This window comes from Aeromonas sp. TECH754 (assembly GCF_056279295.1).
This window is the reverse complement of sequence record NZ_JBWBRA010000001.1, coordinates 2801762-2827864: the sequence shown is the minus strand read 5'-3', so window position 1 is coordinate 2827864 and position 26103 is coordinate 2801762. Positions and strand designations below refer to the sequence as shown.

General features: G+C 59.2%; 27 protein-coding genes and 2 tRNA genes. 21 read left to right on the top strand and 8 right to left on the bottom strand.

The features are described 5' to 3' along the window. Window positions 1-14: 14 nt before the first annotated feature. Window positions 15-905 (bottom strand): (2E,6E)-farnesyl diphosphate synthase, encoded by an 891-nt coding sequence (ispA, locus tag ACZ9IL_RS12720; RefSeq protein ID WP_476003834.1) that lies wholly within the window; start codon window positions 903-905, stop codon window positions 15-17. Next, complete coding sequence (gene xseB, locus ACZ9IL_RS12715) at window positions 906-1157, bottom strand: exodeoxyribonuclease VII small subunit (RefSeq protein WP_476003833.1); 252 nt, start codon at window positions 1155-1157, stop codon at window positions 906-908. It lies immediately after the preceding gene. Between the two features lie 234 nt (window positions 1158-1391). Here xseB and pomA point away from each other — a divergent pair, with 234 nt between their 5' ends. From pomA to greA, 3 genes are all read left to right on the top strand, one after another. Then, entirely contained in the window at window positions 1392-2150 is a 759-nt protein-coding gene (gene pomA / locus ACZ9IL_RS12710) for a flagellar motor protein PomA (RefSeq protein WP_476003832.1), read from the top strand. Window positions 2151-2158: 8 nt separating this feature from the next. Further along, the gene (locus tag ACZ9IL_RS12705) at window positions 2159-3046 is read left to right on the top strand and encodes a flagellar motor protein MotB (protein WP_476003831.1); all 888 of its coding nucleotides are present in this window, start codon (window positions 2159-2161) and stop codon (window positions 3044-3046) included. Window positions 3047-3191: 145 nt separating this feature from the next. Then, window positions 3192-3668, top strand: coding sequence for a transcription elongation factor GreA (greA, locus tag ACZ9IL_RS12700; RefSeq protein ID WP_033131601.1), 477 nt, complete (start codon window positions 3192-3194; stop codon window positions 3666-3668). Window positions 3669-3718: 50 nt separating this feature from the next. On the opposite strand, the gene ACZ9IL_RS12695 is transcribed toward greA, so the two are convergent. Further along, complete coding sequence (locus ACZ9IL_RS12695) at window positions 3719-4312, bottom strand: PilZ domain-containing protein (RefSeq protein ID WP_476003830.1); 594 nt, start codon at window positions 4310-4312, stop codon at window positions 3719-3721. A gap of 105 nt (window positions 4313-4417) precedes the next feature. Beyond that, the gene (gene yhbY, locus ACZ9IL_RS12690) at window positions 4418-4714 is read right to left on the bottom strand and encodes a ribosome assembly RNA-binding protein YhbY (RefSeq protein ID WP_033131603.1); all 297 of its coding nucleotides are present in this window, start codon (window positions 4712-4714) and stop codon (window positions 4418-4420) included. 97 nt (window positions 4715-4811) lie between these two features. On the opposite strand from yhbY, the gene rlmE reads away from it, so the two are divergent. From rlmE to ACZ9IL_RS12610, 16 genes are all read left to right on the top strand, one after another. After that, a complete protein-coding gene (rlmE, locus tag ACZ9IL_RS12685) occupies window positions 4812-5441 on the top strand; it encodes a 23S rRNA (uridine(2552)-2'-O)-methyltransferase RlmE (protein WP_476003829.1) in 630 nt (209 codons plus the stop codon). A 45-nt stretch (window positions 5442-5486) separates the two neighbouring features. Next, on the top strand, window positions 5487-7445 hold the full coding sequence (gene ftsH / locus ACZ9IL_RS12680) for an ATP-dependent zinc metalloprotease FtsH (protein WP_476003828.1): 1959 nt from the start codon (window positions 5487-5489) through the stop codon (window positions 7443-7445). 80 nt (window positions 7446-7525) lie between these two features. Next, a complete protein-coding gene (folP, locus tag ACZ9IL_RS12675; protein ID WP_476003827.1) occupies window positions 7526-8371 on the top strand; it encodes a dihydropteroate synthase in 846 nt (281 codons plus the stop codon). A 17-nt stretch (window positions 8372-8388) separates the two neighbouring features. Next, complete coding sequence (glmM, locus tag ACZ9IL_RS12670) at window positions 8389-9723, top strand: phosphoglucosamine mutase (RefSeq protein WP_476003826.1); 1335 nt, start codon at window positions 8389-8391, stop codon at window positions 9721-9723. A gap of 130 nt (window positions 9724-9853) precedes the next feature. Continuing rightward, window positions 9854-10618, top strand: a complete 765-nt coding sequence (gene tpiA / locus ACZ9IL_RS12665) for a triose-phosphate isomerase (protein WP_476003825.1) — start codon at window positions 9854-9856, stop codon at window positions 10616-10618. Next, window positions 10619-10945, top strand: coding sequence for a preprotein translocase subunit SecG (gene secG / locus ACZ9IL_RS12660; protein ID WP_033131609.1), 327 nt, complete (start codon window positions 10619-10621; stop codon window positions 10943-10945). It begins immediately after the preceding gene. 9 nt (window positions 10946-10954) lie between these two features. Next, window positions 10955-11039 (top strand) — tRNA-Leu (locus ACZ9IL_RS12655). A gap of 92 nt (window positions 11040-11131) precedes the next feature. After that, window positions 11132-11208: transfer RNA gene (locus ACZ9IL_RS12650), tRNA-Met, on the top strand. 166 nt (window positions 11209-11374) lie between these two features. Beyond that, the gene (gene rimP / locus ACZ9IL_RS12645) at window positions 11375-11833 is read left to right on the top strand and encodes a ribosome maturation factor RimP (protein ID WP_042644116.1); all 459 of its coding nucleotides are present in this window, start codon (window positions 11375-11377) and stop codon (window positions 11831-11833) included. Window positions 11834-11847: 14 nt separating this feature from the next. Beyond that, on the top strand, window positions 11848-13350 hold the full coding sequence (gene nusA, locus ACZ9IL_RS12640; RefSeq protein WP_476003824.1) for a transcription termination factor NusA: 1503 nt from the start codon (window positions 11848-11850) through the stop codon (window positions 13348-13350). Window positions 13351-13370: 20 nt separating this feature from the next. Then, on the top strand, window positions 13371-16067 hold the full coding sequence (gene infB, locus ACZ9IL_RS12635; protein ID WP_476003823.1) for a translation initiation factor IF-2: 2697 nt from the start codon (window positions 13371-13373) through the stop codon (window positions 16065-16067). A gap of 56 nt (window positions 16068-16123) precedes the next feature. Next, window positions 16124-16558 carry a 30S ribosome-binding factor RbfA gene (gene rbfA, locus ACZ9IL_RS12630; RefSeq protein ID WP_476003822.1) on the top strand — a complete coding sequence of 145 codons (435 nt, stop codon included), beginning with the start codon at window positions 16124-16126 and terminating at the stop codon, window positions 16556-16558. 1 nt (window position 16559) lies between these two features. Next, window positions 16560-17519, top strand: coding sequence for a tRNA pseudouridine(55) synthase TruB (gene truB, locus ACZ9IL_RS12625; protein WP_476003821.1), 960 nt, complete (start codon window positions 16560-16562; stop codon window positions 17517-17519). 159 nt (window positions 17520-17678) lie between these two features. Next, window positions 17679-17948 (top strand): 30S ribosomal protein S15, encoded by a 270-nt coding sequence (gene rpsO, locus ACZ9IL_RS12620; protein WP_005317514.1) that lies wholly within the window; start codon window positions 17679-17681, stop codon window positions 17946-17948. A 180-nt stretch (window positions 17949-18128) separates the two neighbouring features. Next, complete coding sequence (gene pnp, locus ACZ9IL_RS12615; RefSeq protein WP_476003820.1) at window positions 18129-20276, top strand: polyribonucleotide nucleotidyltransferase; 2148 nt, start codon at window positions 18129-18131, stop codon at window positions 20274-20276. A gap of 153 nt (window positions 20277-20429) precedes the next feature. After that, window positions 20430-21647 carry an MDR family MFS transporter gene (locus ACZ9IL_RS12610; protein ID WP_476003819.1) on the top strand — a complete coding sequence of 406 codons (1218 nt, stop codon included), beginning with the start codon at window positions 20430-20432 and terminating at the stop codon, window positions 21645-21647. Window positions 21648-21650: 3 nt separating this feature from the next. Here ACZ9IL_RS12610 and ACZ9IL_RS12605 read toward each other — a convergent pair whose 3' ends face one another. Further along, the gene (locus ACZ9IL_RS12605; RefSeq protein WP_476003818.1) at window positions 21651-22004 is read right to left on the bottom strand and encodes a DsrE/DsrF/TusD sulfur relay family protein; all 354 of its coding nucleotides are present in this window, start codon (window positions 22002-22004) and stop codon (window positions 21651-21653) included. A 178-nt stretch (window positions 22005-22182) separates the two neighbouring features. On the opposite strand from ACZ9IL_RS12605, the gene ACZ9IL_RS12600 reads away from it, so the two are divergent. After that, entirely contained in the window at window positions 22183-22557 is a 375-nt protein-coding gene (locus ACZ9IL_RS12600) for a DUF1090 domain-containing protein (protein ID WP_042644101.1), read from the top strand. Between the two features lie 67 nt (window positions 22558-22624). Here the strand turns inward: ACZ9IL_RS12600 and ACZ9IL_RS12595 are convergent, their stop codons facing one another. Together ACZ9IL_RS12595 and trhP are read right to left on the bottom strand one after the other, a co-directional pair. Beyond that, window positions 22625-22873 carry a YfhL family 4Fe-4S dicluster ferredoxin gene (locus ACZ9IL_RS12595; RefSeq protein ID WP_033130936.1) on the bottom strand — a complete coding sequence of 83 codons (249 nt, stop codon included), beginning with the start codon at window positions 22871-22873 and terminating at the stop codon, window positions 22625-22627. 1 nt (window position 22874) lies between these two features. Continuing rightward, on the bottom strand, window positions 22875-24236 hold the full coding sequence (gene trhP, locus ACZ9IL_RS12590) for a prephenate-dependent tRNA uridine(34) hydroxylase TrhP (protein ID WP_033130937.1): 1362 nt from the start codon (window positions 24234-24236) through the stop codon (window positions 22875-22877). A 455-nt stretch (window positions 24237-24691) separates the two neighbouring features. Here trhP and ACZ9IL_RS12585 point away from each other — a divergent pair, with 455 nt between their 5' ends. After that, on the top strand, window positions 24692-25618 hold the full coding sequence (locus tag ACZ9IL_RS12585) for a L,D-transpeptidase family protein (protein ID WP_476003817.1): 927 nt from the start codon (window positions 24692-24694) through the stop codon (window positions 25616-25618). An 88-nt stretch (window positions 25619-25706) separates the two neighbouring features. On the opposite strand, the gene ACZ9IL_RS12580 is transcribed toward ACZ9IL_RS12585, so the two are convergent. Then, window positions 25707-26081 carry a VOC family protein gene (locus ACZ9IL_RS12580; RefSeq protein ID WP_476003816.1) on the bottom strand — a complete coding sequence of 125 codons (375 nt, stop codon included), beginning with the start codon at window positions 26079-26081 and terminating at the stop codon, window positions 25707-25709. Window positions 26082-26103 lie beyond the last annotated feature (22 nt).

Sequence of the window (26103 nt, the reverse complement as noted above, 5' to 3'; positions counted from 1 at the left end):
CTGTTATCCAGCGTTTAGTGGGTTCGCTCGATGATGTAATCGGCAAACGCTTCCAGAATGTCGGTATTGTAGGGCAAGGATTGCAGGGCTGTTAAGGCCTTGTCATGCAGTTCGCGAGCCAGCTCACGGGCATTGTCGAGTCCGAGCAGGGCCGGATAGGTACTCTTTTGCTGCGCCAAATCCGAGCCTTGCGGCTTGCCGAGGGTCTCGGTATCGCCGGTGATATCGAGGATGTCATCCTGCACCTGGAAGGCCAGGCCGATGGCGGCGGCATAGGTTTGCAGGGCAGCCAGGGTGTCGGACTCCACATCGGCCTTGCACAGGGCACCCAGGGTAACGGCGCATTCGATCAACGCGCCGGTCTTGTGGCGATGCACCTGTTCCAGCTCGGCGAGGCTGATCTGGCGGCTCTCGGCCTCCAGATCCAGCGCCTGACCGCCGCACATACCCAGATATCCCGAGGCGCGGGCCAGGGTGCTCAGCATCTTGACCCGGTTGGCCATCAGTTCCCGGGGGAGGGGATGGTCGGCCAGGATCGAAAACGCCAGGGTCTGCAGGGCATCACCGGCGAGGATGGCAGTGCCTTCATCGAAGGCCTTGTGCACGGTCGGCTGACCGCGACGCAAGTCGTCGTTGTCCATGGCGGGCAGATCGTCGTGCAGCAAGGAGTAGGCGTGAATGCACTCAACCGCCGCCGCCGGTCCGTCGAGCCGTTCGCTCGGGACACCCAGCATCTCGCCGACGGCATAGACCAGGAAAGGGCGCACCCGTTTGCCACCGAGCAACAGGCCATAGCGCATGGCATCCCGCAGGCGAGGGGCCAGGGCGGGCAAGGTGTCAAGTTGTGCCGAGAGGCAGTCGTCGATACGGCGCCGGTGCAGGCGGGAAAAATCGTCCAGCGTCACTCACTCCTCTCCTTGCTCTGCCCGAAAGGGAACCGCCTGTTCAGTACCATCTGCCTGGGTCAACAGGATCTGGATCTTCTGCTCGGCCTGCTCCAGCTTCTGCTGGCCGGCGCGCACCAGGTGGATGCCTTGTTCGAACTGTTTGAGTGCCTCCTCGAGGGGGAGCGAGCCCTGTTCGAGCTGATGCACTATGGTTTCCAGCTCTTCCAGGGTGGCATCAAAACTCAGACGGTCGATCTTTTTACTGGCCATGTCCATCCTCGGGGATTGAAAAAAACGGCTCATCTTAACATCGACCGGCCACAGGGGGGAGGCAGAAAAACGCGCGGCGCTCAAACAATCGCGGCGGCGGCCGATAAGAGCCGGCTGGCATCCAGGTATTGCCCACCGGCCATTGCCGCGTGTCGGGCTTGCTGCCCGAGGCGCAATAACAGAAAATTCAACAAAGTATAAATAGATGGCAAGTTCGGTGACAGGAGTAAGGTTGTGGATTTAGGCAGTCTGATAGGCATAGTACTGGGCTTTGGTGTCGTCATTTACGGCATGTTGTTGGGCGGTCCGGTGACCATGTATGTGGATATGCCGTCGGTCTATATCACCATCTTGGGCTCCCTGTTCATCTGCATGATGAAGTTCAACATGAGTCAGTTCCTGATGGCGTTCAAGGTGGCGGGCAAGGCCTTCATGTACAAGGGCGACAAGCTCGATGACCTGATTGCCAAGGCGGTTGAGCTGGCCGATGCGGCGCGCAAGGGCGGCTTTCTGGCCCTGGAGGCGGCGGAGATCCCCAACCCCTTCATGAAGAAGGGGATCGACATGCTGGTGGATGGCCATGACGCCGACGTGGTGCGGGGCGTGCTGGAGAAGGACATAGAGCTGACCTCGGAGCGCCATGTCATCGCCATCAAGGTGTTCCGTTCCCTCGGCGATCTCGGCCCGGCCATGGGCATGATAGGGACCCTGGTGGGGTTGGTGGCCATGCTGGCCAACATGAGCGATCCCAAGTCCATCGGCCCTGCCATGGCGGTGGCCCTGCTGACCACCCTCTATGGCGCCATCCAGGCGAACATGATTGCCATCCCCATTGCCGACAAGCTGGAGCTGCGCAGCGGCGAGGAGCGGCTCTGCCGAACCCTGGTGCTGGACGCCATCATGGGCATCCAGGACGGCCAGAACCCCCGCGTGATCCAGGCCATGTTGCAGAACTATCTGCATCAGTCCAAGCGCAATAACGGGCTGGAATAGGAGGCCCCATGTCAAAGTGCAAGTGTCCGCCTCCCGGCCTGCCGAGCTACATGGGTACCTTCGCCGACCTGATGTCGCTGCTGATGTGCTTCTTCGTGCTGCTGCTCTCCTTTGCCGAGATGGACGTGCAGAAGTTCAAGCAGATTGCGGGATCCATGGAGAAGGCGTTCGGGGTGCAGCACATCCTGGAGGTCAAAGACATTCCCAAGGGGACCTCGGTCATTGCCCAGGAGTTCAGGCCGGGCCGGCCGGAGCCAACGCCCATCGATACCATCATGCAGCAGACCGTCGAGCTGACCGAGACCGAGCTGGATTTTCAGTCCGGTGACGCCGATCAGATCGGCGGAAAGGAGCAGCCGGATGGCAAGCTGAGCGGCGGTGAGAGTGTGCCGCCCATCCAGCAGGCGCAGCCCAGCGCCCTGGCCAGGGCGCTGGCCGAGCAGATGCGAGCCCAGATCCAGGACGGGACCCTGGAGATAGAGGCGCTGGGGCAGCAGATCATCATCCGTATTCGAGAAAAAGCAGCGTTTCCGGCAGGCTCTGCCTTCCTGCAACCCCAGTTCTGGCCGGTGATCCGCAAGGTGGCGGCGCTGTTAAAAGACGTGCCGGGAGAGATCACCGTCTCCGGTCACACCGACGATGCTGCTCCCGAAGACGAGTTGTTCCAGTCCAACTGGGAGTTGTCATCCCAGCGAGCGGTGGCGGTGGCCCACCAGATGATCAAGGTGCCCGGCTTCGACGGCAGCCGGCTGGTGGTGCAGGGCATGGCGGATTCCCTGCCGCTGGTGCCGAACAACAGCCCGGAGAACAGACGCATGAACCGACGGGTGGAGATTGCCATCATGCAGGGCAAACCGACGGTCGCGGCCCCGATCGGTCTGGTCGAGCCGCGGTAGCTTTCGGCAGGAAGCGCGATCCCGCTCGCAGGGGCTGACATGGATTTTGTGGCGGCTTCATATTAAGATGCGCCATCCGAACCGATAGCTGCGGCTCTCCCTGATTGCCGCAGCTTCTCTTTATAAAGCAACCCAGGTTTCGACTATGAATCATACTCCGATGACTGTTCGCGGCGCCGAAAAGCTGCGCCAAGAGCTCGACTATCTGAAGAGCGAGCTGCGTCCCCAGATTATCGAAGCGATTGCTGATGCCCGTGAACATGGTGATCTGAAAGAAAACGCCGAATATCATGCCGCCCGCGAGCAGCAGGGCTTCTGTGAAGGCCGCATCCAGGAAATTGAGAGCAAGCTCTCCAATGCCCAGGTGATCGACATCACCAAGATAACCAACAACGGTCGGGTCATCTTCGGTGCGACCGTGACCCTGCTGAAAAGCGAGACGGAAGAAGAAGTGGTGTACCGCATCGTGGGTGACGACGAGGCAGACATCAAACAGAACATGATCTCCGTGAATTCCCCCATCGCCCGCGCCCTGATCGGCAAGGAAGTGGACGATGTCGCCATCGTCAAGACGCCGGGTGGGGATGTGGAGTACGAGATCCTGGAAGTCGCCTATCTCTGATGGATGGGAACTGACTGACGAGACAGGGGAGCCCGGCTCCCCTGTTGCATTTAGTCCGATTGATATTCCTGAATGAAGGCGTCCTGATGACGCTGGAACAGCCAGTCACGGAACAGCTCCCGCTCCGTTGCCCCTAATTGAAACTGCAGGGCCCAGTCATGTTGCTGCTTGCGTGAGCGGATGCGCCTGATCAGGGTGCCGGTCAGCGGCAAGGGGGGCAGCCCCTCGATGCACAGGGTTCCGCTCAGTGGATCGCCCTTGGCCAGGGCTGGTGGCAGGCCTTCTACGATGAGACCGCCCAGCGACAGGCTGTGCACCTCATAGTCGGCGTCCGCCGTCTTCAGGCTGGCTTTCTCATCGAGCCGCCAGGCGCGCAGGCGCGGATGGCCGAGTTCGGTGATGGTGGGGGCGGCGATACGCAGCTCGGCGTGGCCCTCCGCGGTACCGGTGCAAGAGAGCGGGAAACGCAGCTGATGGCCGGCGATGCGGGCCTCGAGTATCAGGGGTTCGGCCCGTTGCAGCAGGCTGAGCAGGGGAAGGTTCAGATAACCGCGCAGGAATTGGCTGGCAGCCATTTCCTCGGCACCTCCCAAGTCCCGCAGCATGGCCAGCTCTTCTTCGGTGAGAATTTGATGCTTGTCCATCGTGGATGTCCGCAAGTATTCATCGCAGGTTAAGGGCCTGACGACTATTTTGGCAAGCGACTTGGGAAGAAGAGAAATGAAGGAAAGAGCGAATGCTCTTTCCTGTTACTTGCGCGGTAATTGGATTTTGGGTTCGCTGGCCTGACGGTAGATGGTCAGCACGTGGCCCATGCTCTGTACCTTGATGGCGCCGGTCTCACGGACGATGGCATCCATCACCAGCTGTTTCATCTCACGATCTTCAGACGACACCTTAACCTTGATCAGCTCGTGGTGGTTCAGCGCCAGATCGATCTCGGCCAGCACCCCTTCAGTCAGACCGTGCTGTCCCAGCAGGACAACCGGCTTCAGGCTGTGGGCAAGGCCCTTGAGGTACTGTTTCTGTTTATTGTTGAGAATCATGGCAATTTCTTCATAAGTCAGGGTTGAAAGGGGCGTATTCTACCCCCACTTAGCCCTTAATACTAATAACCCTTGTGGTTTTTTAAAGTCGACAATCATGACCCAGAAAAAGCATTCCCCCAGTTCAACCCGCTGGTTAAAAGAACATTTTGACGATCATTACGTCAAAAAAGCCCAGAAGTTGGGACTGCGTTCCCGCGCCGTGTTCAAGATCGACGAGATCCAGGGCAAGGACAAATTGCTCAAACCGGGCATGACGGTGGTGGATCTGGGGGCGGCACCCGGTGGCTGGTCCCAGTTTGCCATCAATCAGGTGGGTGACAACGGGCGAGTGATTGCGTGCGATATTCTGCCGATGGATTCCATCGCCGGTGTCGATTTCCTGCAAGGGGACTTTCGGGAGGAAACTGTCCTTGCTGCCTTGCTCGAGCGAGTCGGTCCGGACAAGGTTGATGTCGTCATGTCCGACATGGCGCCCAACATGAGCGGTACCCCGCAGGTGGATCAGGCGCGTTCCATGTACCTGATCGAGCTGGCGCTGGACATGTGCAATCAGGTCTTGCGCACGAACGGCAGCTTCGTGGTCAAGGTGTTCCAGGGAGAGGGTTTCGATGCTTATCTCAATGAAATTCGGAAGCTTTTCTCTGCCGTCAAGATTCGTAAACCAGACTCCTCCCGTGCCCGTTCACGAGAAGTCTACATTGTGGCTACCGGTTTTAAACTGTAGTACCCTAACCCTCATCGTTAACTGTCAGTCTGCGAGGTCATTGATTTGAGTGACATGGCGAAAAACCTAATCCTGTGGCTGGTCATCGCCGTCGTGTTGATGTCGGTGTTCAACAGCTTCAGCCCCAGCGATACCACCAGTCGCCAGCTGGACTATTCCAGCTTCGTGAAAGAAGTGACCCAAGAGCAGATCCGCGAAGTGCGGATGGATGGCAAGGTCATTAATGGCGTCAAGCGTACCGGTGAGCGTTTCACCACCATTATCCCGGCGCCGGATCCCCAGCTGCTCAACGACATGCTCAACCATAACGTGAAAGTCATGGGTGAGAAGCCGGAAGAGCCGTCGCTGATCACGTCCATCTTCATTTCCTGGTTCCCGATGCTGTTGCTGATCGGTGTCTGGGTCTTCTTCATGCGTCAGATGCAGGGCGGCGGTGGCAAGGGTGCCATGTCGTTTGGCAAGAGCAAGGCTCGCCTGATGAGTGAAGATCAGATCAAGACCACTTTCGTCGACGTGGCAGGTTGTGACGAGGCCAAGGAAGAGGTCAAGGAGCTGGTCGACTATCTGCGCGACCCGACCAAATTCCAGAAACTGGGTGGCAAGATCCCCACCGGCGTACTGCTGGTCGGTCCGCCCGGTACCGGTAAGACCCTGCTGGCCAAGGCCATTGCGGGCGAAGCCAAGGTGCCTTTCTTCACCATCTCCGGTTCCGATTTCGTCGAGATGTTCGTGGGGGTCGGTGCCTCCCGGGTGCGCGACATGTTCGAGCAGGCGAAGAAGTCTTCCCCCTGCATCATCTTCATCGATGAAATCGATGCAGTCGGTCGCCAGCGTGGCGCCGGTCTCGGCGGTGGTCACGACGAGCGTGAGCAGACCCTGAACCAGATGCTGGTCGAGATGGATGGCTTCGAAGGCAACGAGGGCGTCATCGTCATCGCCGCCACCAACCGTCCCGACGTACTGGATCCCGCCCTGCTGCGTCCGGGCCGTTTCGACCGTCAGGTCGTGGTCGGTCTGCCGGATGTCCGCGGTCGTGAGCAGATCCTGAAGGTGCACATGCGCAAGGTGCCGTTGGCGGATGATGTCAATGCGGCTCTGATTGCGCGCGGTACCCCCGGTTTCTCCGGTGCTGATCTCGCCAACCTGGTCAACGAAGCCGCCCTCTTCTCCGCCCGTGAGAGCCGCCGTGTGGTTTCCATGCTGGAGTTCGAGAAGGCCAAGGACAAGATCATGATGGGTGCGGAACGTCGCTCCATGGTGATGAAAGAGTCCGAGAAAGAGATGACGGCCTACCATGAGGCGGGTCACGCCATCATCGGTCGTGTGGTACCGGATCATGATCCCGTCTACAAGGTCTCCATCATTCCGCGCGGTCGTGCGCTGGGTGTGACCATGTACCTGCCTGAGCAGGATCGCTGGAGCCACTCCAAGCAGCATCTGGAATCCATGATCTCCAGCCTGTACGGCGGTCGTCTGGCGGAAGAACTGATCTACGGTGCGGAGAAGGTCTCCACCGGTGCCTCCAACGACATCGAACGCGCCACCGACATCGCCCGCAAGATGGTCACCCAGTGGGGCATGTCCGAGCGTCTGGGGCCCATGCTCTACGCCGAAGAAGAGGGTGAAGTCTTCCTCGGTCGCAGCATGGCCAAGGCCAAGCACATGTCCGACGACACCGCCCGCATCATCGATGCGGAGGTCAAGCAGGTCATCGATCGCAACTACGACCGTGCCAAGCAGATCCTGCTGGACAACATGGACGTGCTGCACACCATGAAAGATGCGCTGATGAAGTACGAGACCATCGACGCCAAGCAGATCGACGATCTGATGGCCCGTCGTGAAGTCCGTGCTCCCAGCAACTGGCATGATGAGCACGGCGATACCCCGCAAGGTGGTTCTACCGTGACCACCGAACCAGAAGCCAAGACTCAGGCCAAGGCCGATGACAACAGCGCACCGCGCAGCGACATCGACAAGGCCAACGATGTCCCGGCCAAATAAGTTGCCATGACCAAACCCCGGGCTTGCCCGGGGTTTTTCTTTATGCAAAAGCGCAGGTTTTCATACAGGTAGCAGTGAAGATGCAACTCAACAGCAAGGGGCGCAGCCTCTCCCTCGAACGTCCTCACGTCATGGGGATCCTCAACGTGACGCCGGACTCCTTCTCCGATGGTGGCCATTTCAACCAGCTTGAGCGGGCGATGACCCACGCTCGCCAGATGGTCGCCGAGGGAGCCACCCTCATCGACATCGGCGGCGAATCGACTCGCCCCGGTGCGCCCGATGTGAGCGTGCAGGAAGAGCTGGACCGGGTGATCCCCGTGGTCGAGCGGATGGTACGGGAGCTGGATGTGATGATCTCTCTCGATACCTCCAAGGCTGCCGTGATGCGGGACGGTTGCGCCGCGGGCGCCCATCTCATCAATGACGTGCGCTCCCTGCTGGAGCCCGGTGCGCTGGCTGCTGCGGCCGAGGCCGAGGTACCCGTGTGCCTGATGCATATGCAAGGTCAGCCAAGAACCATGCAGGCAGAGCCCCATTATGACGATCTGCTGGGGGAGGTGAGAGCCTTCTTCGATGAACGGATCGCGGCCTGCCTGGCGGCGGGGATCCCGCGTCCACATTTGTTGCTGGACCCGGGTTACGGCTTTGGTAAGACGGTCGCGCATAACTATCAGCTGCTGGCGGAGCAGCGGAAGTTGCTCGATTACGGTCTGCCGCTCTTGGTGGGAATGTCGCGAAAGTCTATGATAGGCAATCTGCTCGGTCGCTCGGTTGATGAGCGATTGGCCGGCAGTCTGGCCTGCTCCCTGATCGGGTTGCAACATGGCGCTAGGATCATCCGGGTGCACGACGTGCGCGCCACCATGGATGTTCTGCGCGTGGGCTGGATGACCATGACGGGACAAGATTTCGTATCCAGATAAAATAACGAGAACAGACAATGACCAGAAAGTACTTCGGCACAGACGGTGTGCGCGGCAAGGTGGGTGAATACCCGATCACTCCTGACTTCGTGATGAAGTTGGGCTGGGCCGCCGGCAAGGTGCTCTCCAAGAAGGGCACCAAGAAAGTGCTGATCGGCAAGGACACCCGCATCTCCGGCTACATGCTGGAATCGGCGTTGGAGGCGGGCCTCTCCGCCGCTGGCCTCAAGGCCATCTTGATGGGCCCCATGCCCACGCCGGCAGTGGCTTACCTCACTCGCACCTTCCGTGCCGAGGCGGGTATCGTCATCAGCGCCTCTCACAACCCTTTCTACGATAACGGCATCAAATTTTTCTCCGCCGACGGCACCAAGCTGCCCGACGACGTTGAGCTGGCCATCGAAGCCGAGCTGGATCATGAGCTCAAGTGTGTCGAATCGGCCGAGCTCGGCAAGGCGGTGCGTATTGACGATGCTGCAGGCCGTTACATCGAGTTCTGCAAGAGTACCTTCCCCAGCCACCTGAGCCTGGAAGGGCTGAAGATGGTGGTGGATTGTGGCCATGGCGCCACCTATCACATCGCCCCCTCTGTGTTCCGTGAGCTGGGGGCCGAGGTGATCGCCATCGGCTGCAGCCCGGATGGTCTCAACATCAACGATGGTGTGGGCTCGACTGCTCCCGAGGGGTTGGCCGCCAAGGTGCTGGAGTGCAAGGCCGATCTCGGCGTCGCCTTCGACGGCGACGGCGATCGCCTGGTGATGGTGGACAGCACCGGCTACATCATCGACGGTGACGAGATCCTCTACATCATCGCCCGCGATGCGCTGCGCAACGGCCGCCTCAAGGGCGGTGTGGTCGGCACCCTGATGGCCAACATGGGCCTGGAGCTGGCACTGCAGACTCTCGGCATCCCCTTCGCCCGCGCCAAGGTGGGTGACCGCTACGTGCTGGAAATGATGAACGAGAAGGGTTGGCGTATCGGCGGGGAAAACTCCGGTCACATCATCTGTCTGGATCAGACCACCACCGGAGATGGCATCGTTGCCGCTCTGCAGGTGCTGACGGCGGTGTGCACCGCCGAGATGCCGTTGGCCAAGCTGCGCTCCGGCATAACTAAGTTCCCGCAGGTGCTGGTGAACGTGCGCTTTGCCGAAGGCAAGGATCCGTTGACCTCGCCAGCCGTGCTCGCCGAGGTTAGCAAGGTGGAGCAGGAGCTGGGTGGTCGTGGCCGCGTCTTGCTGCGCAAATCCGGCACTGAACCCCTGATCCGGGTGATGGTGGAGGGGGAGCACGAACAGCAAGTGATGGACATGGCGAATCGCATCGCCAAACAGGTCGAGTCGGCGTTTTAATGAGCAACCAAGGCGACTTTCTAGTCGCCTTGGTTGTATCTTGTTCAAACGATTCGAAAATTCAAAAATAGCACTTGTCAGCTGAGCATCCTCTGGATATTATCAGCCCGCTTTCGCAAGGGAGTTGCCGATGGGACATCGCAAGCCGTTTGTAGCAGCCAACTGGAAGTTACACGGTAGTAGGTCGCAGTTAGAACAGTTTACTGGCCAGTGCCTTCAAGGCATTGATGAGCAAGTAGATGTGGTTTTGTGTCCTTCCCATGTGCATCTCGATTTCACCGCTTCGCTGCTCCATGAGCAGAGGGTGATGAAGTTGGGGGCTCAGAATGTGAGTCAGCACCAATCTGGCGCTTTCACGGGTGAAGTCTCGTGTCAGATGTTGGTTGAGGCAGGGTGTCGTTACGTATTGGTAGGGCACTCCGAGCGCAGGCGTCTCTTTGGAGAGACCAGTTTCATCGTCGCAGAGAAGTTTGCGACAGCCAGAGCGGCAGGCTTGATCCCCATTCTCTGTTTGGGGGAGTCAGGTGCAGCGAGGCAGGCGAGAAGAACCTTCGAGGTGATCGCCGAAGAGCTGGATATCGTCATAGAGAAAAATGGCGCGATGGCTTTCGATAATGCTATCATCGCCTACGAGCCGATTTGGGCTGTAGGCACAGGTAAATGCGCCACACCCGAGCAGGCACAAGAGGTTCATTCCTTTATTCGCGGTCGCTTGGCGGAGGATACTCCGGTAATAGGTGAGAAAGTCAGAATCATCTATGGTGGGAGCGTGACGCCGGCCAATGCACGAGATTTGTTTGCCCAGCCCGACATTGATGGCGGTCTGATCGGCGGTGCGAGTCTCGATGACAAGGCGTTTTTAGGAATCGTTGAAGCGGCAAAGGGTGCAAGTTAAATGTACGAAATTCTTTTAGTCGTTTATCTGTTGGTATCACTGGCTCTGATCGGTCTGGTGATGATTCAGCAAGGTAAAGGGGCTGATATGGGCGCCTCCTTCGGCGCAGGGGCATCGAATACCGTATTCGGCTCCGGTGGTTCAGGCAGTTTCCTGACCCGCACAACTGCAATTTTGGCTACTCTGTTCTTTTTGATTAGCTTGCTGCTTGGTTCGATGTCAAGCAACAAGGTAAAACAGGGTAGTGAATGGGAAAATCTGCAACAGACTCAACAAGTTGAGCAGACCAAAGCGCCAGTGAAGAAAGATACTGACGTTCCCGAATAAAGAGTTTTTGCCGTGGTGGTGGAATTGGTAGACACGCTATCTTGAGGGGGTAGTGCTCTAGGGTGTGCGGGTTCGAGTCCCGCCCACGGCACCAATTAAGTAGTGAGCCTGGGTAACCGGGTATATTATAGCCAGTCAGTCTTGTGTGACGAGAGTGAAGTGGCTATAATCTCGCACGATTTCGGACGCGGGGTGGAGCAGCATGGTAGCTCGTCGGGCTCATAACCCGAAGGTCGTCGGTTCAAATCCGGCCCCCGCAACCAAATTTCACGCATTTCCTACGCTCAGGAAGGCGGTCGCTGCGAGGCGACAATCAGGGTAAAGCGCCAAGCCCCGATTTGACATCGGGGCTTTTTGTTATGTGCGATTTATTCTGAATCGATCTCTATCTGGGCTATATGCCCTTTTTTTGTTTTTCGGAGGGTGACTTTGGCTACGTTGGAACAACGTTTGACCGATCTGCTCGAGGCTCCGGTCGTTGCCTTGGGTTTTGAACTTTGGGGTGTCGAGTTTATCCGTGCGGGTAGACACTCGACCTTGCGTGTCTTTATCGATGCAGAACAAGGCGTGACGGTGGAAGACTGTGCCGAGGTGAGCCGCCAGGTTGGCGCCATCATGGACGTTGAAGATCCCATCACCGAAGAGTACTTCCTGGAAGTTTCTTCGCCCGGCCTGGATCGTCCCCTGTTCAAAGTTGCCCAGTTCGAAAAATACGTTGGCCAAGAGGCGGCGGTTTCGCTTCGGATGGCCACAAATAACCGCCGCAAGTTCAAAGGCGTAATCAAAGCCGTGCAGGGCGACATGGTCACCCTGACGGTAGATGGTAAGGACGAGGTGTTGGCTTTCACCAATATCCAAAAAGCGAACATAGTGCCGAACTTTGGTTAACGAGGCTATCGGATATGAATAAAGAGATTTTGCTGGTCGTTGACGCCGTGTCCAACGAGAAAGCTGTTCCCCGCGAGAAGATTTTCCAGGCTCTGGAGACTGCGCTGGCGACTGCGACCAAGAAAAAATACGAAGGCGAGATTGAAGTTCGCGTCGAGATCGATCGCAAGACCGGTGACTACGACACTTATCGCCGCTGGGTAGTGGTAGCCGACCAGGCCTCCATGGAGAACGCTTACGGTGAAATCACCCTCGAAGCGGCCCAGATCGATGACCCCGAAATCCAGGTGGGTGACTATGTTGAAGACCAGATTGACTCTGTCACCTTCGACCGCATCACCACCCAGACCGCCAAGCAGGTTATCGTGCAGAAAGTGCGCGAAGCCGAGCGCTCCCAAGTCGTTGACCAGTTCAAGGACAAGGAAGGCACCATCATCAGTGGCGTGGTCAAGAAGAGCAACCGTGACAACGTGATCCTGGATTTGGGCAGCAATGCCGAGGCCGTGATCTTCCGTGACGATATGCTGCCGCGCGAGACCTTCCGTCCGGGCGACCGCATCCGTGGTCTGCTCTATGCTGTGCGTCCGGAAGCCCGTGGCTCCCAGCTGTTCGTCAGCCGCTCCAGCCCTGACTTCCTCAAAGAGCTGTTCCGCATCGAAGTGCCGGAAATCGGCGAAGAGATGATCGAAATCATGGGCGCTGCCCGTGACCCGGGTTCCCGCGCCAAGATTGCGGTCAAGACCAACGATCGTCGTATCGACCCGATCGGTGCTTGTATCGGCATGCGTGGTGCCCGCGTACAAGCGGTCTCCGCCGAGCTGAGCGGTGAGCGAGCCGACATCGTCCTGTACGATGACAACCCGGCTCAATACGTGATCAACGCCATGGCGCCGGCCGATGTGGCCTCCATCATCGTCGATGAAGACAACCATACCATGGACATCGCCGTGGAAGCCGCCAACCTGGCCCAGGCCATCGGTCGCAACGGTCAGAACGTGCGTCTGGCTTCCCAGCTGACCGGTTGGGAGCTGAACGTCATGACCGTCGAGGACATGCGTGCCAAGCACCAGGCCGAGAACGATCGCATCCTGACCCTGTTCACCAGCGCCCTCGACATCGACGACGATTTCGCCAGCCTGCTGATGGAAGAAGGTTTCTCCACTCTGGAAGAAATTGCCTTCGTGCCTGTCAATGAGCTGCTGGCCATCGACGGTCTGGACGAAGACATGGTGGAAGAGCTGCGCAAGCGTGCCAAGGACGTCTTGACCACCAAGGCCCTGGCCAAAGAAGAATCCTTCGAAGGTGTTGAACCTTCCGAAGACCTGCTCAATCTGGCCGGCCTCGGCCGCGACATGGCGTATGCCCTGGCCGCTCGCGGTATCGGCACCCTGGAAGATTTGGCAGAGCAAGGTATCGATGACCTTGCCGAGATTGAAGAGCTGACCGCTGAGAAAGCCGGTGAGCTGATTATGGCTGCTCGCAATATCTGTTGGTTCGGAGAAGAGCAGTCTAGTTAAGATCAAACGGAGGAAAATGAATGGCAGAAGTATCAGTCAAACAACTTGCCACTGACATCGACACGCCGGTTGATCGTCTTCTCCAGCAGTTTGTCGATGCCGGTATCAGCAAGAGCAAGGCCGACGACCTGGTCAGCGAGTCTGAAAAACAGACTCTGCTGGCGCACTTGAAAAAACAGCATGGAGGTGACGAGAGCACCGCACCTGCCCGCATGACGTTGCAGCGCAAGACCAAGAGCACCATCAGTGTTCAGGGTACCGGCGGCAAGAACAAAGAAGTGCAGGTTGAAGTGCGCAAGACTCGCACCTATGTAAAACGCTCGGCGCTGGAAGATGAACAGCGTCAGGCGGAAGCCGAGGAAACAGCGCGTTTGGAAGCAGAAGAAAAAGCTCGTCACGAGGCCGAAAACAAGGCCCGTCTCGATGCTGAAGAGAAGGCTCGCCGTGAGGCTGAGCAGGCTCGTCGTGAAGCTGAGGAAAAGGCGCGGATCGAGGCACAATCAAAGGCTCGACAGGCTCCACAGCCCGCCAAAGTAGCCGCTAGCACAGCTCAGCAAGAGGCAGAAAAGATGGCCAAGCGCGAAGCAGAAGAACTGAAGCGCCAACAAGAACAAACAGCCTTGACCAAGGCTGAAGAACTCGCCGCGAAGAAAGCCGAAGAGGCTCGCGTCATGGCGGAACAAAATGGTCCTCGCTGGGCCGAAGAAGAGGCCGCTCGCGCCAAAGAGAGCAGCGATTACCATCTGACCACCAACAAGCACGCGCAAGCGGCTGAAGATGAGTTGGATCGTAAGGAAGAGACCAGCCGTCGTACTGCGGCCGCAGCGAAGAGCAGCCCGAAGAAGCCGGGTCGCCGTGAGGACGACAAGGACTCTCGCAATCCCCGTGCTCGCAAGGGCAAGCGCGGCAAGATGGCCACTCCGAACGCCATGAAGCACGGCTTCAACAAGCCGGCTGCCGTGGTTAACCGTGACGTGGTGATCGGCGAGACCATCACCGTGGCCGAGCTGGCCAACAAGATGGCAGTCAAGGGCGTCGAAGTCATCAAGGTGATGATGAAGATGGGTGCCATGGCCACCATCAACCAGGTGATCGACCAGGAGACCGCTCAGCTGGTCGCCGAGGAGATGGGTCACAAGGTGTTGCTGCGCCGTGAGAACGAGCTGGAAGAGGCGGTACTGTCCGATCGTGACGAGACCTCCGAAGCCAAGCCGCGTGCCCCGGTCGTGACCATCATGGGCCACGTCGACCACGGCAAGACCTCGCTGCTGGATTACATCCGCAAAGCCAAGGTTGCCGCGGGCGAAGCCGGTGGCATTACCCAGCACATCGGTGCCTATCACGTCGAAACCGAAAGCGGCATGATCACCTTCCTGGATACCCCGGGTCACGCGGCCTTTACCTCCATGCGTGCTCGTGGTGCCAAGTCGACCGATATCGTGGTACTGGTTGTTGCTGCCGATGACGGCGTCATGCCGCAGACCATCGAAGCCATCCAGCACGCCAAGGCGGCTGAAGTGCCCATCGTGGTTGCGGTCAACAAGATCGACAAGCCCGAAGCGGATCCGGATCGCGTCAAGACCGAGCTGGCCCGTTACAACGTCATGTCCGAAGACTGGGGTGGCGATAGCCAGTTCGTGCATGTCTCCGCCAAGTCTGGCGAAGGCATCGACGATCTGCTGGAAGCCATCCTGATCCAGTCCGAAGTACTGGAGCTGAAAGCGGTTGTCGATGGCATGGCCAACGGCGTCGTGATCGAATCCTTCCTGGACAAGGGACGTGGTCCGGTTGCCACCGTGCTGGTACAAGAAGGTACTCTGCGCCAGGGCGACATCGTCCTCTGTGGTCTGGAATACGGTCGTGTCCGCGCCATGCGTGATGAACTGGGTCGCGAGATCAAGGAAGCGGGTCCGTCTCTGCCGGTCGAAATCCTGGGTCTGTCCGGGGTGCCGTCTGCCGGTGACGAAGCCACTGTTGTACGTGACGAGAAGAAGGCCCGTGAAGTGGCACTCTATCGTCAAGGCAAGTTCCGCGACGTCAAGCTGGCTCGCCAGCAGAAGGCCAAGCTGGAAAACATGTTCGCCAACATGACCGAGGGCGAAGTGTCCGAAGTGAACGTGGTGATCAAGGCCGACGTACAGGGTTCCGTGCAAGCCATCTGCGATGCGCTGGTGCAACTCTCTACCGACGAGGTCAAGGTCAAGATCGTTGGCTCCGGTGTCGGTGGTATCACCGAAACCGACGCCACTCTGGCTGCCGCCTCCAGCGCCATCCTGGTAGGCTTCAACGTCCGTGCCGACGCTTCTGCGCGCAAGGTCATCGAGTCCGAGAGCCTGGATCTGCGTTACTACTCCGTCATCTATGACCTGATCGACGAAGTGAAGCAGGCCATGAGCGGCAAGCTGGCTCCTGAGTATCGTCAGGAGATCATCGGTCTGGCTGAAGTGCGTAGCGTCTTCAAGTCACCGAAGTTCGGCGCCGTTGCCGGCTGTATGGTTACCGAAGGTGTGGTCAAGCGCTCCAACCGTATCCGTGTTCTGCGTGACAACGTGGTTATCTATGAAGGCGAGCTGGAATCCCTGCGCCGCTTCAAGGATGACGTCAACGAGGTCCGCAACGGTTACGAGTGTGGTATCGCGGTCAAGAACTACAATGACGTACGCGAAGGCGACCAGATTGAAGTTTACGAGACCGTGGTCATCCAACGGACTCTGTAAGCCGAGCAATAGACAAAATAGGGGGCCACGGCCCCCTTTTATCGCAGGATAGAAATATGGCCAGAGAATTCAGCCGGACCAACAGGGTCGGGCAGCAGATCCAGCGTGAAATCGCGCTGATCCTGCAGCGTGAGGTCAAGGACCCGCGCATCGGCATGGTAACCGTCTCGGACGTCGAAGTGTCCAAGGACCTTAACTACGCCAAGGTATATGTCACCTTCTTGCAGCTGGAGAACGACGGCGAGCGGATCAAGGACGGGCTCAAGGGCCTGACTGAAGCCGCCGGCTACATCCGCAGCCTGCTCGGCAGCGCCATGCGCCTGCGGGTGGTGCCAGAGTTGCGTTTCTACTACGACCAGACCCTGGTCGAGGGGATGCGTCTCTCCAACCTGGTGACCAACACTGTGCGTGAAGACAAGCGCCGCATGGCCGAATCCGGCCGTGAGGAAGAGCAAGCCGCACCCGATGACACTACTGAGGATAACGCCTGAGATGTCTCGAAGACGTCGTTTCAAGGGCCGTGACGTACACGGTATCCTGCTGCTGGACAAACCGACCGGCCTGACTTCCAACGATGTGTTGCAGAAGGTCAAGCGGATCTACAACGCCGCCAAGGCCGGTCATACCGGTGCCCTGGATCCGCTGGCGACCGGCATGCTGCCGATCTGCCTCGGTGAGGCCACCAAGTTCTCCCAGTATCTGCTGGAAGCGGACAAGCGTTATGAGGTGACCGCCAAGCTGGGCGAGCGCACCAACACCAGCGACTCCGACGGCGAGGTGGTCTCCACCCGGCCGGTGAACGTGGCCGTGGGCACCCTGATCGAGTCACTGGACCAGTTCCGTGGCCCCATCATGCAGGTGCCGTCCATGTACTCCGCGCTCAAGCACAACGGTCGTCCGCTCTACGAGTATGCCCGTGAAGGCATCGAGATCGAGCGCGAAGCCCGTCCCATCACCGTCTTTGAACTGAAATTGCTCAGCTTCGAAGGGGATGAAGTGCGCCTCGAGGTGCATTGCAGCAAGGGTACCTACATTCGCTCCCTGGTGGACGATCTGGGCGAAGTGCTGGGCTGTGGTGCCCACGTCACCCAGCTGCGCCGTACCCAGGTTGCGAATTATCCCTATGAGCGGATGCTGACCCTGGATCAGCTCGAGTGCATCTTCGAGCAGGCCAAGGCCGAGAGCATTCCGCCACGCGAGCAGCTCGATCCCTTGCTGTTACCGATGGATACCGCCGTGGCTGCCCTGCCCGAGGTGAACATGCTGACGGCGGTGGCCGCCTATGTGAACCAAGGTCAGGCGGTGCAGGTTGCCGGTGCGCCGCAAAGTGGCCAGGTGCGCATGACGGTCGGTCCGGAGCGCGAGTTCATCGGCGTCGGCGAGATCGACGACGAAGGGCGCGTAGCCCCGAAGCGGCTGGTGCGTTACCACGACGATCGCGACGAGGAGTGATCCTCGGGCGGTAGTGCCGTGGCGTCTCGTCACGGCGCATGCTCGTTGCCCGTCTTTCTCATTGCGAAATGCGGCGGGGGCGATTATGATACCGCCCTCATTTCACGGCTGAATTAGAGATTGGCTGTGAACCTTTAAACACTCTACTGGAGTAATACCATGTCTCTAAATGCTGAGATCAAAGCTTCCATCGTTGCTGACAACGCTCGTTGCGCCAACGACACCGGTTCCCCCGAAGTGCAAGTTGCCCTGCTGACTGCCCAGATCAACCATCTGCAAGGTCACTTCAAGGAGCACGCCAAGGATCACCACGGTCGTCGCGGTCTGCTGCGCATGGTTTCCCAGCGTCGTAAGCTGCTGGACTACCTGAAGCGTAAAGACGTTCAGCGTTACGCTGCTCTGATCGCCAAGCTGGGTCTGCGTCGTTAATCGACCATCAGATTTCGCGAAAAAGGGGAACCTCAGGGTTCCCCTTTTTTATTGCGTATTTTTCTGACGCCGCAAGTCGTTGCCTGCCTCACAGAATTCGTGTCGCCGCTTACCTTTTGGTTCGAATCAAGTATACTTGCACGCGAATTTAAAGCGCCAAATTGTAAAAAGGAAATTCACGTGAATCCTATTGTTAAGTCATTCCAGTACGGTCAACACACCGTCACACTGGAAACTGGTGTGATGGCCCGTCAAGCCACTGCGGCCGTCATGGTCAGCATGGACGATACCTGCGTATTTGTGACCGTTGTCGGCAAGAAAGAGGCCGATCACGGCCGTGATTTCTTCCCGCTGACCGTCAACTACCAGGAGCGTACCTATGCTGCTGGTCGTATCCCGGGTGGTTTCTTCCGTCGTGAAGGCCGTCCGAGCGAAGGCGAGACCCTGATCTCCCGTCTGATCGACCGTCCTATTCGTCCGCTGTTCCCGGAAGGCTTCCTCAATGAGGTTCAGGTGGTTGCCACCGTCATGTCCGTGAACCCGGCCGTGTCTCCTGACATCGTTGCCATGATCGGTGCCTCTGCGGCACTGGCCATCTCCGGCATCCCGTTTGGCGGCCCGATTGCGGCTGCCCGCGTGGGTTACATGAACGGTCAGTATGTGCTGAACCCGACCACCACCGAACTGCCCCAGAGCGATCTGGACCTGGTGGTTGCCGGTACTGCCAATGCGGTGCTGATGGTGGAATCCGAAGCGGCCATCCTGTCTGAAGAGATCATGCTGGGCGCCGTTGTCTATGGCCACGATCAGATGCAAGTTGCGATCAACGCCATCAACGAATTCGCCGCCGAAGTGGGTACCCAGCCGTGGGATTGGACCCCGCCTGCGACCAACGAAGCGCTGAAAGCCAAGATTGCCGAGCTGGCCACCAGCGATCTGGGTGAAGCCTACCGCATCACCGAGAAGGCCGTGCGTTATGCCGCCATCGGTGCCATCAAGCAGCGTGTGGTTGAGCAAGTCATCGCCTCCGGCGTAGAAGAAGATGCCAAGAAGATCGGCGAAGAGTTCCACAGCCTGGAAAGCCGCATCGTCCGTGGCCGTGTGGTCCGTGGCGAGCCGCGCATCGATGGTCGCGATCCGGAAATGATCCGTGCCCTGTCCGTTGGCACCGGTATCCTGCCCCGTGCTCACGGCTCTGCCCTGTTCACCCGTGGCGAGACTCAGGCCATCGTGGTTGCGACCCTGGGTACCGAGCGTGACGCCCAGAACATCGACGAGCTGGCTGGCCACCGTGCCGACCGCTTCATGCTGCACTACAACTTCCCGCCGTACTGCGTCGGTGAAACCGGCATGATGGGTAGCCCGAAGCGTCGTGAAATCGGTCACGGTCGTCTGGCCAAGCGCGGCGTTGCTGCCGTGATGCCGAGCGCCGCCGAGTTCCCGTACGTGGTGCGCGTAGTGTCTGAAATCACCGAATCCAACGGTTCCTCCTCCATGGCTTCCGTCTGTGGTTCCTCCCTGGCGCTGATGGACGCGGGTGTGCCGATCAAGGCCTCCGTTGCCGGTATCGCCATGGGTCTGGTGAAGGAAGAAGAAGGTTTCGTCGTGCTGTCCGACATCCTGGGTGACGAAGATCACCTGGGCGACATGGACTTCAAGGTGGCCGGTACTACCGAAGGTATCACCGCGCTGCAGATGGACATCAAGATCGAAGGCATCACCAAAGAGATCATGGAGATTGCCCTCAAGCAAGCCCGTGGCGCTCGCCTGCACATCCTGAAGGTCATGGACGAAGCCATCCAGGCTCCCCGTAGCGAGATCTCCGATTTTGCTCCGCGCATCCACACCATCAAGATCAATCCTGAGAAGATCAAGGACGTGATCGGCAAGGGTGGTTCCGTGATCCGTGCCCTGACCGAAGAGACCGGCACCAACATCGAGCTGGATGATGACGGTACCGTCCGCATCTCCGCCGTTGCCAACGAAGCCGCCATGGAAGCCATTCGCCGTATCGAAGCCATCACCGCCGAGATCGAAGTGAACCGCATCTACGAAGGCAAGGTTGTGCGTCTGGCCGATTTCGGCGCCTTCGTCAACATCCTGCCGGGTAAAGACGGTCTGGTACACATCTCCCAGATCACCGATGCCCGCGTGCAGAACGTGGCCGACTTCCTGAAGATCGGTGACGTGGTGAAGGTGAAGGTACTGGAAGTGGACCGTCAAGGCCGTGTGCGTCTCTCCATCAAGGAAGCGAATGCACCGACCGAAGCCGCCGCTCCGGTTGCCGATGTGGCCGTTGCCGCCGTCGAAGAGCCGGCTGCCGAATAAGGCTGCCGCGCCATGAAAAAGCCGACCCCAGGGTCGGCTTTTTTTATGCCTGCGTTTCTGCCGGACTCTGTTGTGAGCGAGATGACTTGTTCCTTTTGGCGCCAGTTGTTATAAGGAACGACTCGTCGCTTCGCTGCCAAAAGGAATTGCAGTATGTCATGGGCCTATCTCAGGCATTTTCCCCCGCTGGTCTGGATCGTGATCCTGGGAACCTTCATGGTACGCACCACTTTCTTCATGGTCTGGCCGTTTCTCTCCATTCTGCTCTACCGTGACTACGGTCTGTCGGCGACACTGATTGGCCTCATCCTGGGGTCGACTGCCGCACTCTCCACCCTGGTCAGCTTCTATGGGGGTTGGCTGTCGGACAAGTGGGGAAGGCGCAACATACTGTTGTTTGGCTGCCTGGTGTCGGCCTTGAGCGTGGGGCTGCTCGGGCTCTCCCATCAGGTGGCCTGGCTGGCACTTGGCGTCATAGGCAGTGGACTCTCCTACGGACTCATCGACTCGCCGGGCAAGGCACTGATGGCCGATAGCCTGGCCGAGCCCAAGGCGCGCGAGTTGGCGTTGCACCTTCGCTACTTTCTGCTCAACCTGGGCGCGGCCATCGGCCCCCTGCTCGGGATAAGCTATGGTCTGAGCGCGCGGCAGGAGACCTTCCTGCTGCTCAGTGCCAGCTATCTGCTGCTTGGCCTCATCTTCATCTTCGGTTTTCGACTCGCGGGATCTCAGGCAAGCAGTGCCGCCGGCCCCGGCATGCGGGCCGTGCTGCGCGTGCTCTGGCAGGATAGGGGCTTCCTGTTGTTGACCCTGGCCAACGTGCTGCTGATGCTGGTCTATGCCCAGTTCGAGTCGCCGCTCATCCAGTATCTGACCCGGGCGGGGACCCCGGAGGTGGAACGTCTCATCGGTTGGCTGGTGTCAATCAATGCGTTGACCATAGTGATCCTGCAATTCCCGCTGCTGCACCTGACAGCCAACTGGCTCACCAAACGCAGATTGCAGCTCGGGGTTGCCTTCTTCCTCAGCGCCCAGCTGCAGTTTGCACTCGGTGACACCGCCATCTGGTGGCACTGGATAGTGGCGGTGATCCTGCTCAGCATCGGCGAGTGCATCCTGTTCCCGCTGCTCAACGTGCTGGTCGATCAGATGGCGCCCGATCACCTCAAGGGCAGTTACTTCGGGGCGGCCTCCATGTCCGGGCTCGGGATCGCCATCGGTGCGCTGCTGGGAGGTTGGCTCCTGGCCAACTGGGGGGGCAGTTGGCTTTACGGCTTCATGGCGCTGCTCTGTCTGGCCATCCTGGTGCTCTACGGATGGGGGGCCAAGGCCCCTAGGCCCGCTCAGATCCGGGCCGGCGCCGAGTCCTAGGGACTAGAAGGTCAGCACCTTGTCGGCGGCCAGGGTCCACTGGGCCAGCAGGGGCAGGGTGCCGATCTCGATGCCCTCGATGAGGGGCAGAGCCGTGATGCCGCGGGCATCGGTGCAGGTCTTGCACAGCCGGATCAGGGTGCCCTGTGCCAGCAGGATCTCCAACATCTGGCGCAGGTTGTAGCCTTCGGCCGGTGCCTGACTTGCCAGCGCGGCACCGACGGCATCGGACATCAGGAACAGCTTCAGGATGATGCCACCCTGCTCGTTGAGGGCGATGGCCAGACGCAGGGTGTTGAACAGGGACTCGCTGCCGTAGGGGGCGCCGTTGGCGATGATGACGATCTGTTGCTTCATGGGGTTCTCCGGATTGAAAGGCGTCATTGTAGCGCCATACGGGCGCTGTTGACGTGATGGGGTACAAACTCTGTCGTAGGTTTTTCCCGCTGGCTTGACCTCGAAGGGTGAGTCAGGTCTCATAGGCGGCCATCCAATATGACAGAATGACGAGGTCGTTATGTGGAAGATTGCCGGAATGAGTATGCTGCTGTTGGCCGGTCAGGCCTATGGCAGCCAGGAGGTTGGCTGCAAGGCACGCCATCAGGCGGTGACCGATCAGCTGGTCTTCGCCAAGGCGCACAACAATGCGGATCAGGTGGCCGGGCTGGAGCAGGCCCTGCGCAACATCGAGACCCACTGCACCGATGCGGGCCTTCTCAAGGAGCAGCAACAGAAAGTGGCCAAGCAGAAGGAGGAGGTGGAAGAGCGCCTTGCGGATCTGCAGAGTGCACGGGTATCGGGCAAGCCGGACAAGATCGCCAAGAAGCAGGCCAAGCTGGAGGAGTCCCAGGCCGAACTGCTGGAAGCCCAGCGCGAGCTGGAAGCGTTGCAGAAGCTGGTCAAACCCTGAGGCTGCAGAGCACGCATAAAAAAGCCGGACATTGTCCGGCTTTTTTATTGCTTGAGGAGGCGACCTGTTACTGTCTGTGCATCAGCACAAACTTGTCCATCAGCTGCTCTTCGGTCTCCACATGAGCGGGGTCCCAGATGATGCAGTCGATGGGACAGACGCTGATGCAGGTGGGCTTCTCATAGTGGCCGACGCATTCGGTGCAGCGATCCGGGTCTATCTCGTAGATCTTGGCCCCCAGGCTGATGGCCTGGTTCGGACACTCCGGATCGCACATGTCACAGTTGATGCATTTGCTGGTGATGAGCAGCGCCATCTCAGGCAGCCGAGTGCGGCTGACGGGTATCCTGACGATCGCCAAGGTTGCGCAGCAGTATGCCGTAGTTGATGTCGATCTCTTTCGGGACCGGCACATAGACCACGTGACCGTTGCCCGGCGCGGTGTCGATGAGCTCGCCCTTGCGGTTCTGCATCTGCTCCAGGTTGAAGCTGACGTTGCCCTGGGGGGTCATCAGCTCCAGGCTGTTGCCCACCAGGAACTTGTTTTTGACCTCCACTTCCACCATGTCACCCTGACGGCCGGTGATCTCGCCAACGAACTGCTGAGTGTCGGAGACGGAGTAGCCGTAGTCGTAGTTCTGGTACTCGCTGTGGTTGTGACGACGCAGGAAGCCCTCGGTGTAGCCGCGGTGGGCCAGGTTCTCGAGGGTGCCCATCAGGGTCGGATCGAACGGACGACCGGCGACAGCATCGTCGATGGCCTTGCGATAGACCTGGGCGGTGCGGGCGCAATAGTAGAAGGACTTGGTACGACCTTCAATCTTCAGCGAATGCACGCCCATCTTGGTCAGACGCTCGACGTGCTCGACCGCGCGCAAGTCCTTGGAGTTCATGATGTAGGTGCCGTGCTCGTCCTCGAACGCGGTCATGTATTCGCCGGGACGGTTGGACTCTTCCAGCAGCACCAGCGCATCGCTCGGCTTGCCGAGCCCCAGGGTGTTGTCCGGGCGCACGGCGATCGGCTCCTGACGGTGGACAATCTGGCCCACGTCATCTTCCTTGCCCTCGTGCACCTTGTACTCCCAGCGGCAGGAGTTGGTGCAGGTACCCTGGTTGGGGTCGCGCTTGTTGATGTAGCCGGACAGCAGGCAGCGACCGGAGTAGGCCATGCACAGGGCGCCGTGGACGAAGACTTCCAGCTCCATCTCCGGCACCTGCATGCGGATCTCTTCGATCTCGTCGAGAGAGAGCTCACGGGACAGGATGGCGCGGGTCAGGCCCATCTGATGCCAGAACTTCACCGTGGCCCAGTTGACCGCGTTCGCTTGCACCGACAGGTGGATGGGCATATCGGGGAAGGCTTCGCGCATCATCATGATGAGACCGGGGTCGGACATGATCAGCGCATCCGGCTTCATGTCCACCACGGGGCGCATGTCGCGGATGAAGGTCTTGAGCTTGGAGTTGTGGGGCTGGATGTTGGCCACCACATAGAACTGCTTGCCGAGGGCGTGAGCTTCGTTGATGCCGAGCTGCAGGTTCTCGTGATCGAATTCGTTGTTGCGCACCCGCAGGCTGTAGCGCGGCTGGCCCGCATAGACGGCGTCGGCGCCATAGGCATAGGCGTAACGCATATTCTTGAGGGTCCCGGCGGGGGAGAGCAATTCTGGTCTGAACATGTTGGGCTCTTTATGTCTGATTGCAAATCAGGACGACGCCACCTGATGGCGTCGTATTGGTTCATCTGTGATGCACGACGGTACTCGACGCACTGGCACCCGATGGGGTACACCCTGAGTATGAAATGGCTCGATACTCCTGATATACGGGGTGCGAGATTGTACTCGTCACTGGCCCATCATGCAATTTGAGCGGCTGGGACAGGAGCCACGAGGCTGTTCATTTTACGCTCAGATTGCCCATGCTAGGGTGTCGGGGCGCCGATGGAGGGAAATTGTTGAGGGCAGAATGGATCTTTTCCGCTAAAAAGCCCCCTCTTCAAGTTGAAATTTTGTCCGACTCGGGAAAGAATGCGCGCTCGGTGATTGGTCCAGGGCGCGAGCGAATCGCAGCAGGACAAACCGGGAAAAAACAGGTCTCAGGCCCACAGGTTCAGGAACAATACAGGACATTTATGAATCCCCTTCGCATTGCCGCTTCGGCCCTTTTTTGTACTCTGACTCTGGTCAGCCAGCAGGCAGCTGCCGTTGAATACGCGCTGCCCGCCGCCAACAGCCGCCTGATCGGCGAGAATCAGGAGTACGTGGTGCCTGCGGATAATCGTCCGCTGGAGCAGATCGCCTCCGACTTCCAACTGGGCCTGACCAACATCATGGAAGCGAACCCGGGCGTCGATCCCTATCTGCCGACGCCGGGCAGCAAGCTGGTCATCCCCCATCAGCTGATCCTGCCGAATGCGCCGCGCGAGGGGATCGTCATCAACGTGGCCGAGATGCGTCTGTACTACTACCCGAAAGGCCAGAACGTGGTGCAGGTTCTGCCCATCGGCATCGGCCAGCTGGGGGTCAACACCCCGGAGAACTGGATCACCAAGGTGGAGCGCAAGCGTGCCAACCCGACCTGGACCCCGACCGAGAACATCCGTCGCCGCTATGCCGCCCAGGGCAAGACCCTGCCTGCGGTCTGGCCGGCAGGCCCGGATAACCCCATGGGTCTGCATGCGCTCTACATCGGCAACCTCTACGCCATCCACGGCACCAATGCCACCTTCGGCATCGGCCTGCGGGTGAGCAGCGGTTGTGTGCGTCTGCGCGCCGACGACATCAAGTACCTGTTTGACAACGTACCTGTCGGTACCCGCGTCCAGTTCGTCAACCAGCCGGTCAAGTCTACCGTCGAGCCGGACGGCGGTCGCTACATGGAAGTCCATGAGCCGCTGTCTCGCACCGAAGCCGAGTTCAACTCCAGCGAATCCGTGCCCTTGCCCATGACCCCGGCCATCACCCGCTTCATCGCCCATGCGGAGAGTGACTCCAATGTGGTCAAGCAGGTGCTGGAGCAGCGTAACGGCTTGCCGACCCGCCTCAATCCGCAGGCCTGATGGCTGCTGACGAGACAATGAACAACGGCGACCTCAGGGTCGCCGTTGTTGTTTCTGCCGTGTCTGACGTGACCTGTCAGGGCCCCACTCAGGCGGGAGGGGCATAGAGGGCCAGCCGGTTGCCCTCGGTGTCTTCGATGATGACCCGGGAGCCGTGGCCGCTGCCGATGGCATGCAGCGGCTCGAGCACCCTGCCGCCGAGCTGGGGCACCATCCGTTCGGCCTCCCTCAGCCGCTCCCCGAGGGAGAGGTAGATGAGGGGGCCGGTGCCACCCGGCTGATGATATTGATCCATGGGGCCGAGGCAGGCCGCCGCGTTGTTGCCATCGTGGCGCAACATGGCGAAACGCATCTCCTCCTCCTGTATTGGCGTGACCGGCACGTCGAGCAGAGCCGAATAGAAGGCCATGGCGCGATCCAGATCTCGTGTCGGAATGTCGGCCCAGACCAGGGTGTTGTCCATCTTGGTAATCTCCAGCGGTGTC

Excerpts from the sequence above, each read along its gene's own strand:
- xseB (WP_476003833.1), bottom strand. The coding sequence starts at position 1,157 with ATGGCCAGTAAAAAGATCGACCGTCTGAGTTTTGATGCCACCCTGGAA.
- ACZ9IL_RS12605 (WP_476003818.1), bottom strand. The coding sequence starts at position 22,004 with ATGAAGCAACAGATCGTCATCATCGCCAACGGCGCCCCCTACGGCAGC.
- ACZ9IL_RS12610 (WP_476003819.1), top strand. The coding sequence starts at position 20,430 with ATGTCATGGGCCTATCTCAGGCATTTTCCCCCGCTGGTCTGGATCGTG.
- folP (WP_476003827.1), top strand. The coding sequence starts at position 7,526 with ATGCAACTCAACAGCAAGGGGCGCAGCCTCTCCCTCGAACGTCCTCAC.
- truB (WP_476003821.1), top strand. The coding sequence starts at position 16,560 with ATGTCTCGAAGACGTCGTTTCAAGGGCCGTGACGTACACGGTATCCTG.
- secG (WP_033131609.1), top strand. The coding sequence starts at position 10,619 with ATGTACGAAATTCTTTTAGTCGTTTATCTGTTGGTATCACTGGCTCTG.
- tpiA (WP_476003825.1), top strand. The coding sequence starts at position 9,854 with ATGGGACATCGCAAGCCGTTTGTAGCAGCCAACTGGAAGTTACACGGT.
- greA (WP_033131601.1), top strand. The coding sequence starts at position 3,192 with ATGAATCATACTCCGATGACTGTTCGCGGCGCCGAAAAGCTGCGCCAA.
- ACZ9IL_RS12705 (WP_476003831.1), top strand. The coding sequence starts at position 2,159 with ATGTCAAAGTGCAAGTGTCCGCCTCCCGGCCTGCCGAGCTACATGGGT.
- nusA (WP_476003824.1), top strand. The coding sequence starts at position 11,848 with ATGAATAAAGAGATTTTGCTGGTCGTTGACGCCGTGTCCAACGAGAAA.
- rlmE (WP_476003829.1), top strand. The coding sequence starts at position 4,812 with ATGACCCAGAAAAAGCATTCCCCCAGTTCAACCCGCTGGTTAAAAGAA.
- rbfA (WP_476003822.1), top strand. The coding sequence starts at position 16,124 with ATGGCCAGAGAATTCAGCCGGACCAACAGGGTCGGGCAGCAGATCCAG.
- ACZ9IL_RS12580 (WP_476003816.1), bottom strand. The coding sequence starts at position 26,081 with ATGGACAACACCCTGGTCTGGGCCGACATTCCGACACGAGATCTGGAT.
- ACZ9IL_RS12695 (WP_476003830.1), bottom strand. The coding sequence starts at position 4,312 with ATGGACAAGCATCAAATTCTCACCGAAGAAGAGCTGGCCATGCTGCGG.
- ACZ9IL_RS12600 (WP_042644101.1), top strand. The coding sequence starts at position 22,183 with ATGAGTATGCTGCTGTTGGCCGGTCAGGCCTATGGCAGCCAGGAGGTT.
- rpsO (WP_005317514.1), top strand. The coding sequence starts at position 17,679 with ATGTCTCTAAATGCTGAGATCAAAGCTTCCATCGTTGCTGACAACGCT.
- infB (WP_476003823.1), top strand. The coding sequence starts at position 13,371 with ATGGCAGAAGTATCAGTCAAACAACTTGCCACTGACATCGACACGCCG.
- yhbY (WP_033131603.1), bottom strand. The coding sequence starts at position 4,714 with ATGATTCTCAACAATAAACAGAAACAGTACCTCAAGGGCCTTGCCCAC.
- ACZ9IL_RS12595 (WP_033130936.1), bottom strand. The coding sequence starts at position 22,873 with ATGGCGCTGCTCATCACCAGCAAATGCATCAACTGTGACATGTGCGAT.
- ACZ9IL_RS12585 (WP_476003817.1), top strand. The coding sequence starts at position 24,692 with ATGAATCCCCTTCGCATTGCCGCTTCGGCCCTTTTTTGTACTCTGACT.
- glmM (WP_476003826.1), top strand. The coding sequence starts at position 8,389 with ATGACCAGAAAGTACTTCGGCACAGACGGTGTGCGCGGCAAGGTGGGT.
- trhP (WP_033130937.1), bottom strand. The coding sequence starts at position 24,236 with ATGTTCAGACCAGAATTGCTCTCCCCCGCCGGGACCCTCAAGAATATG.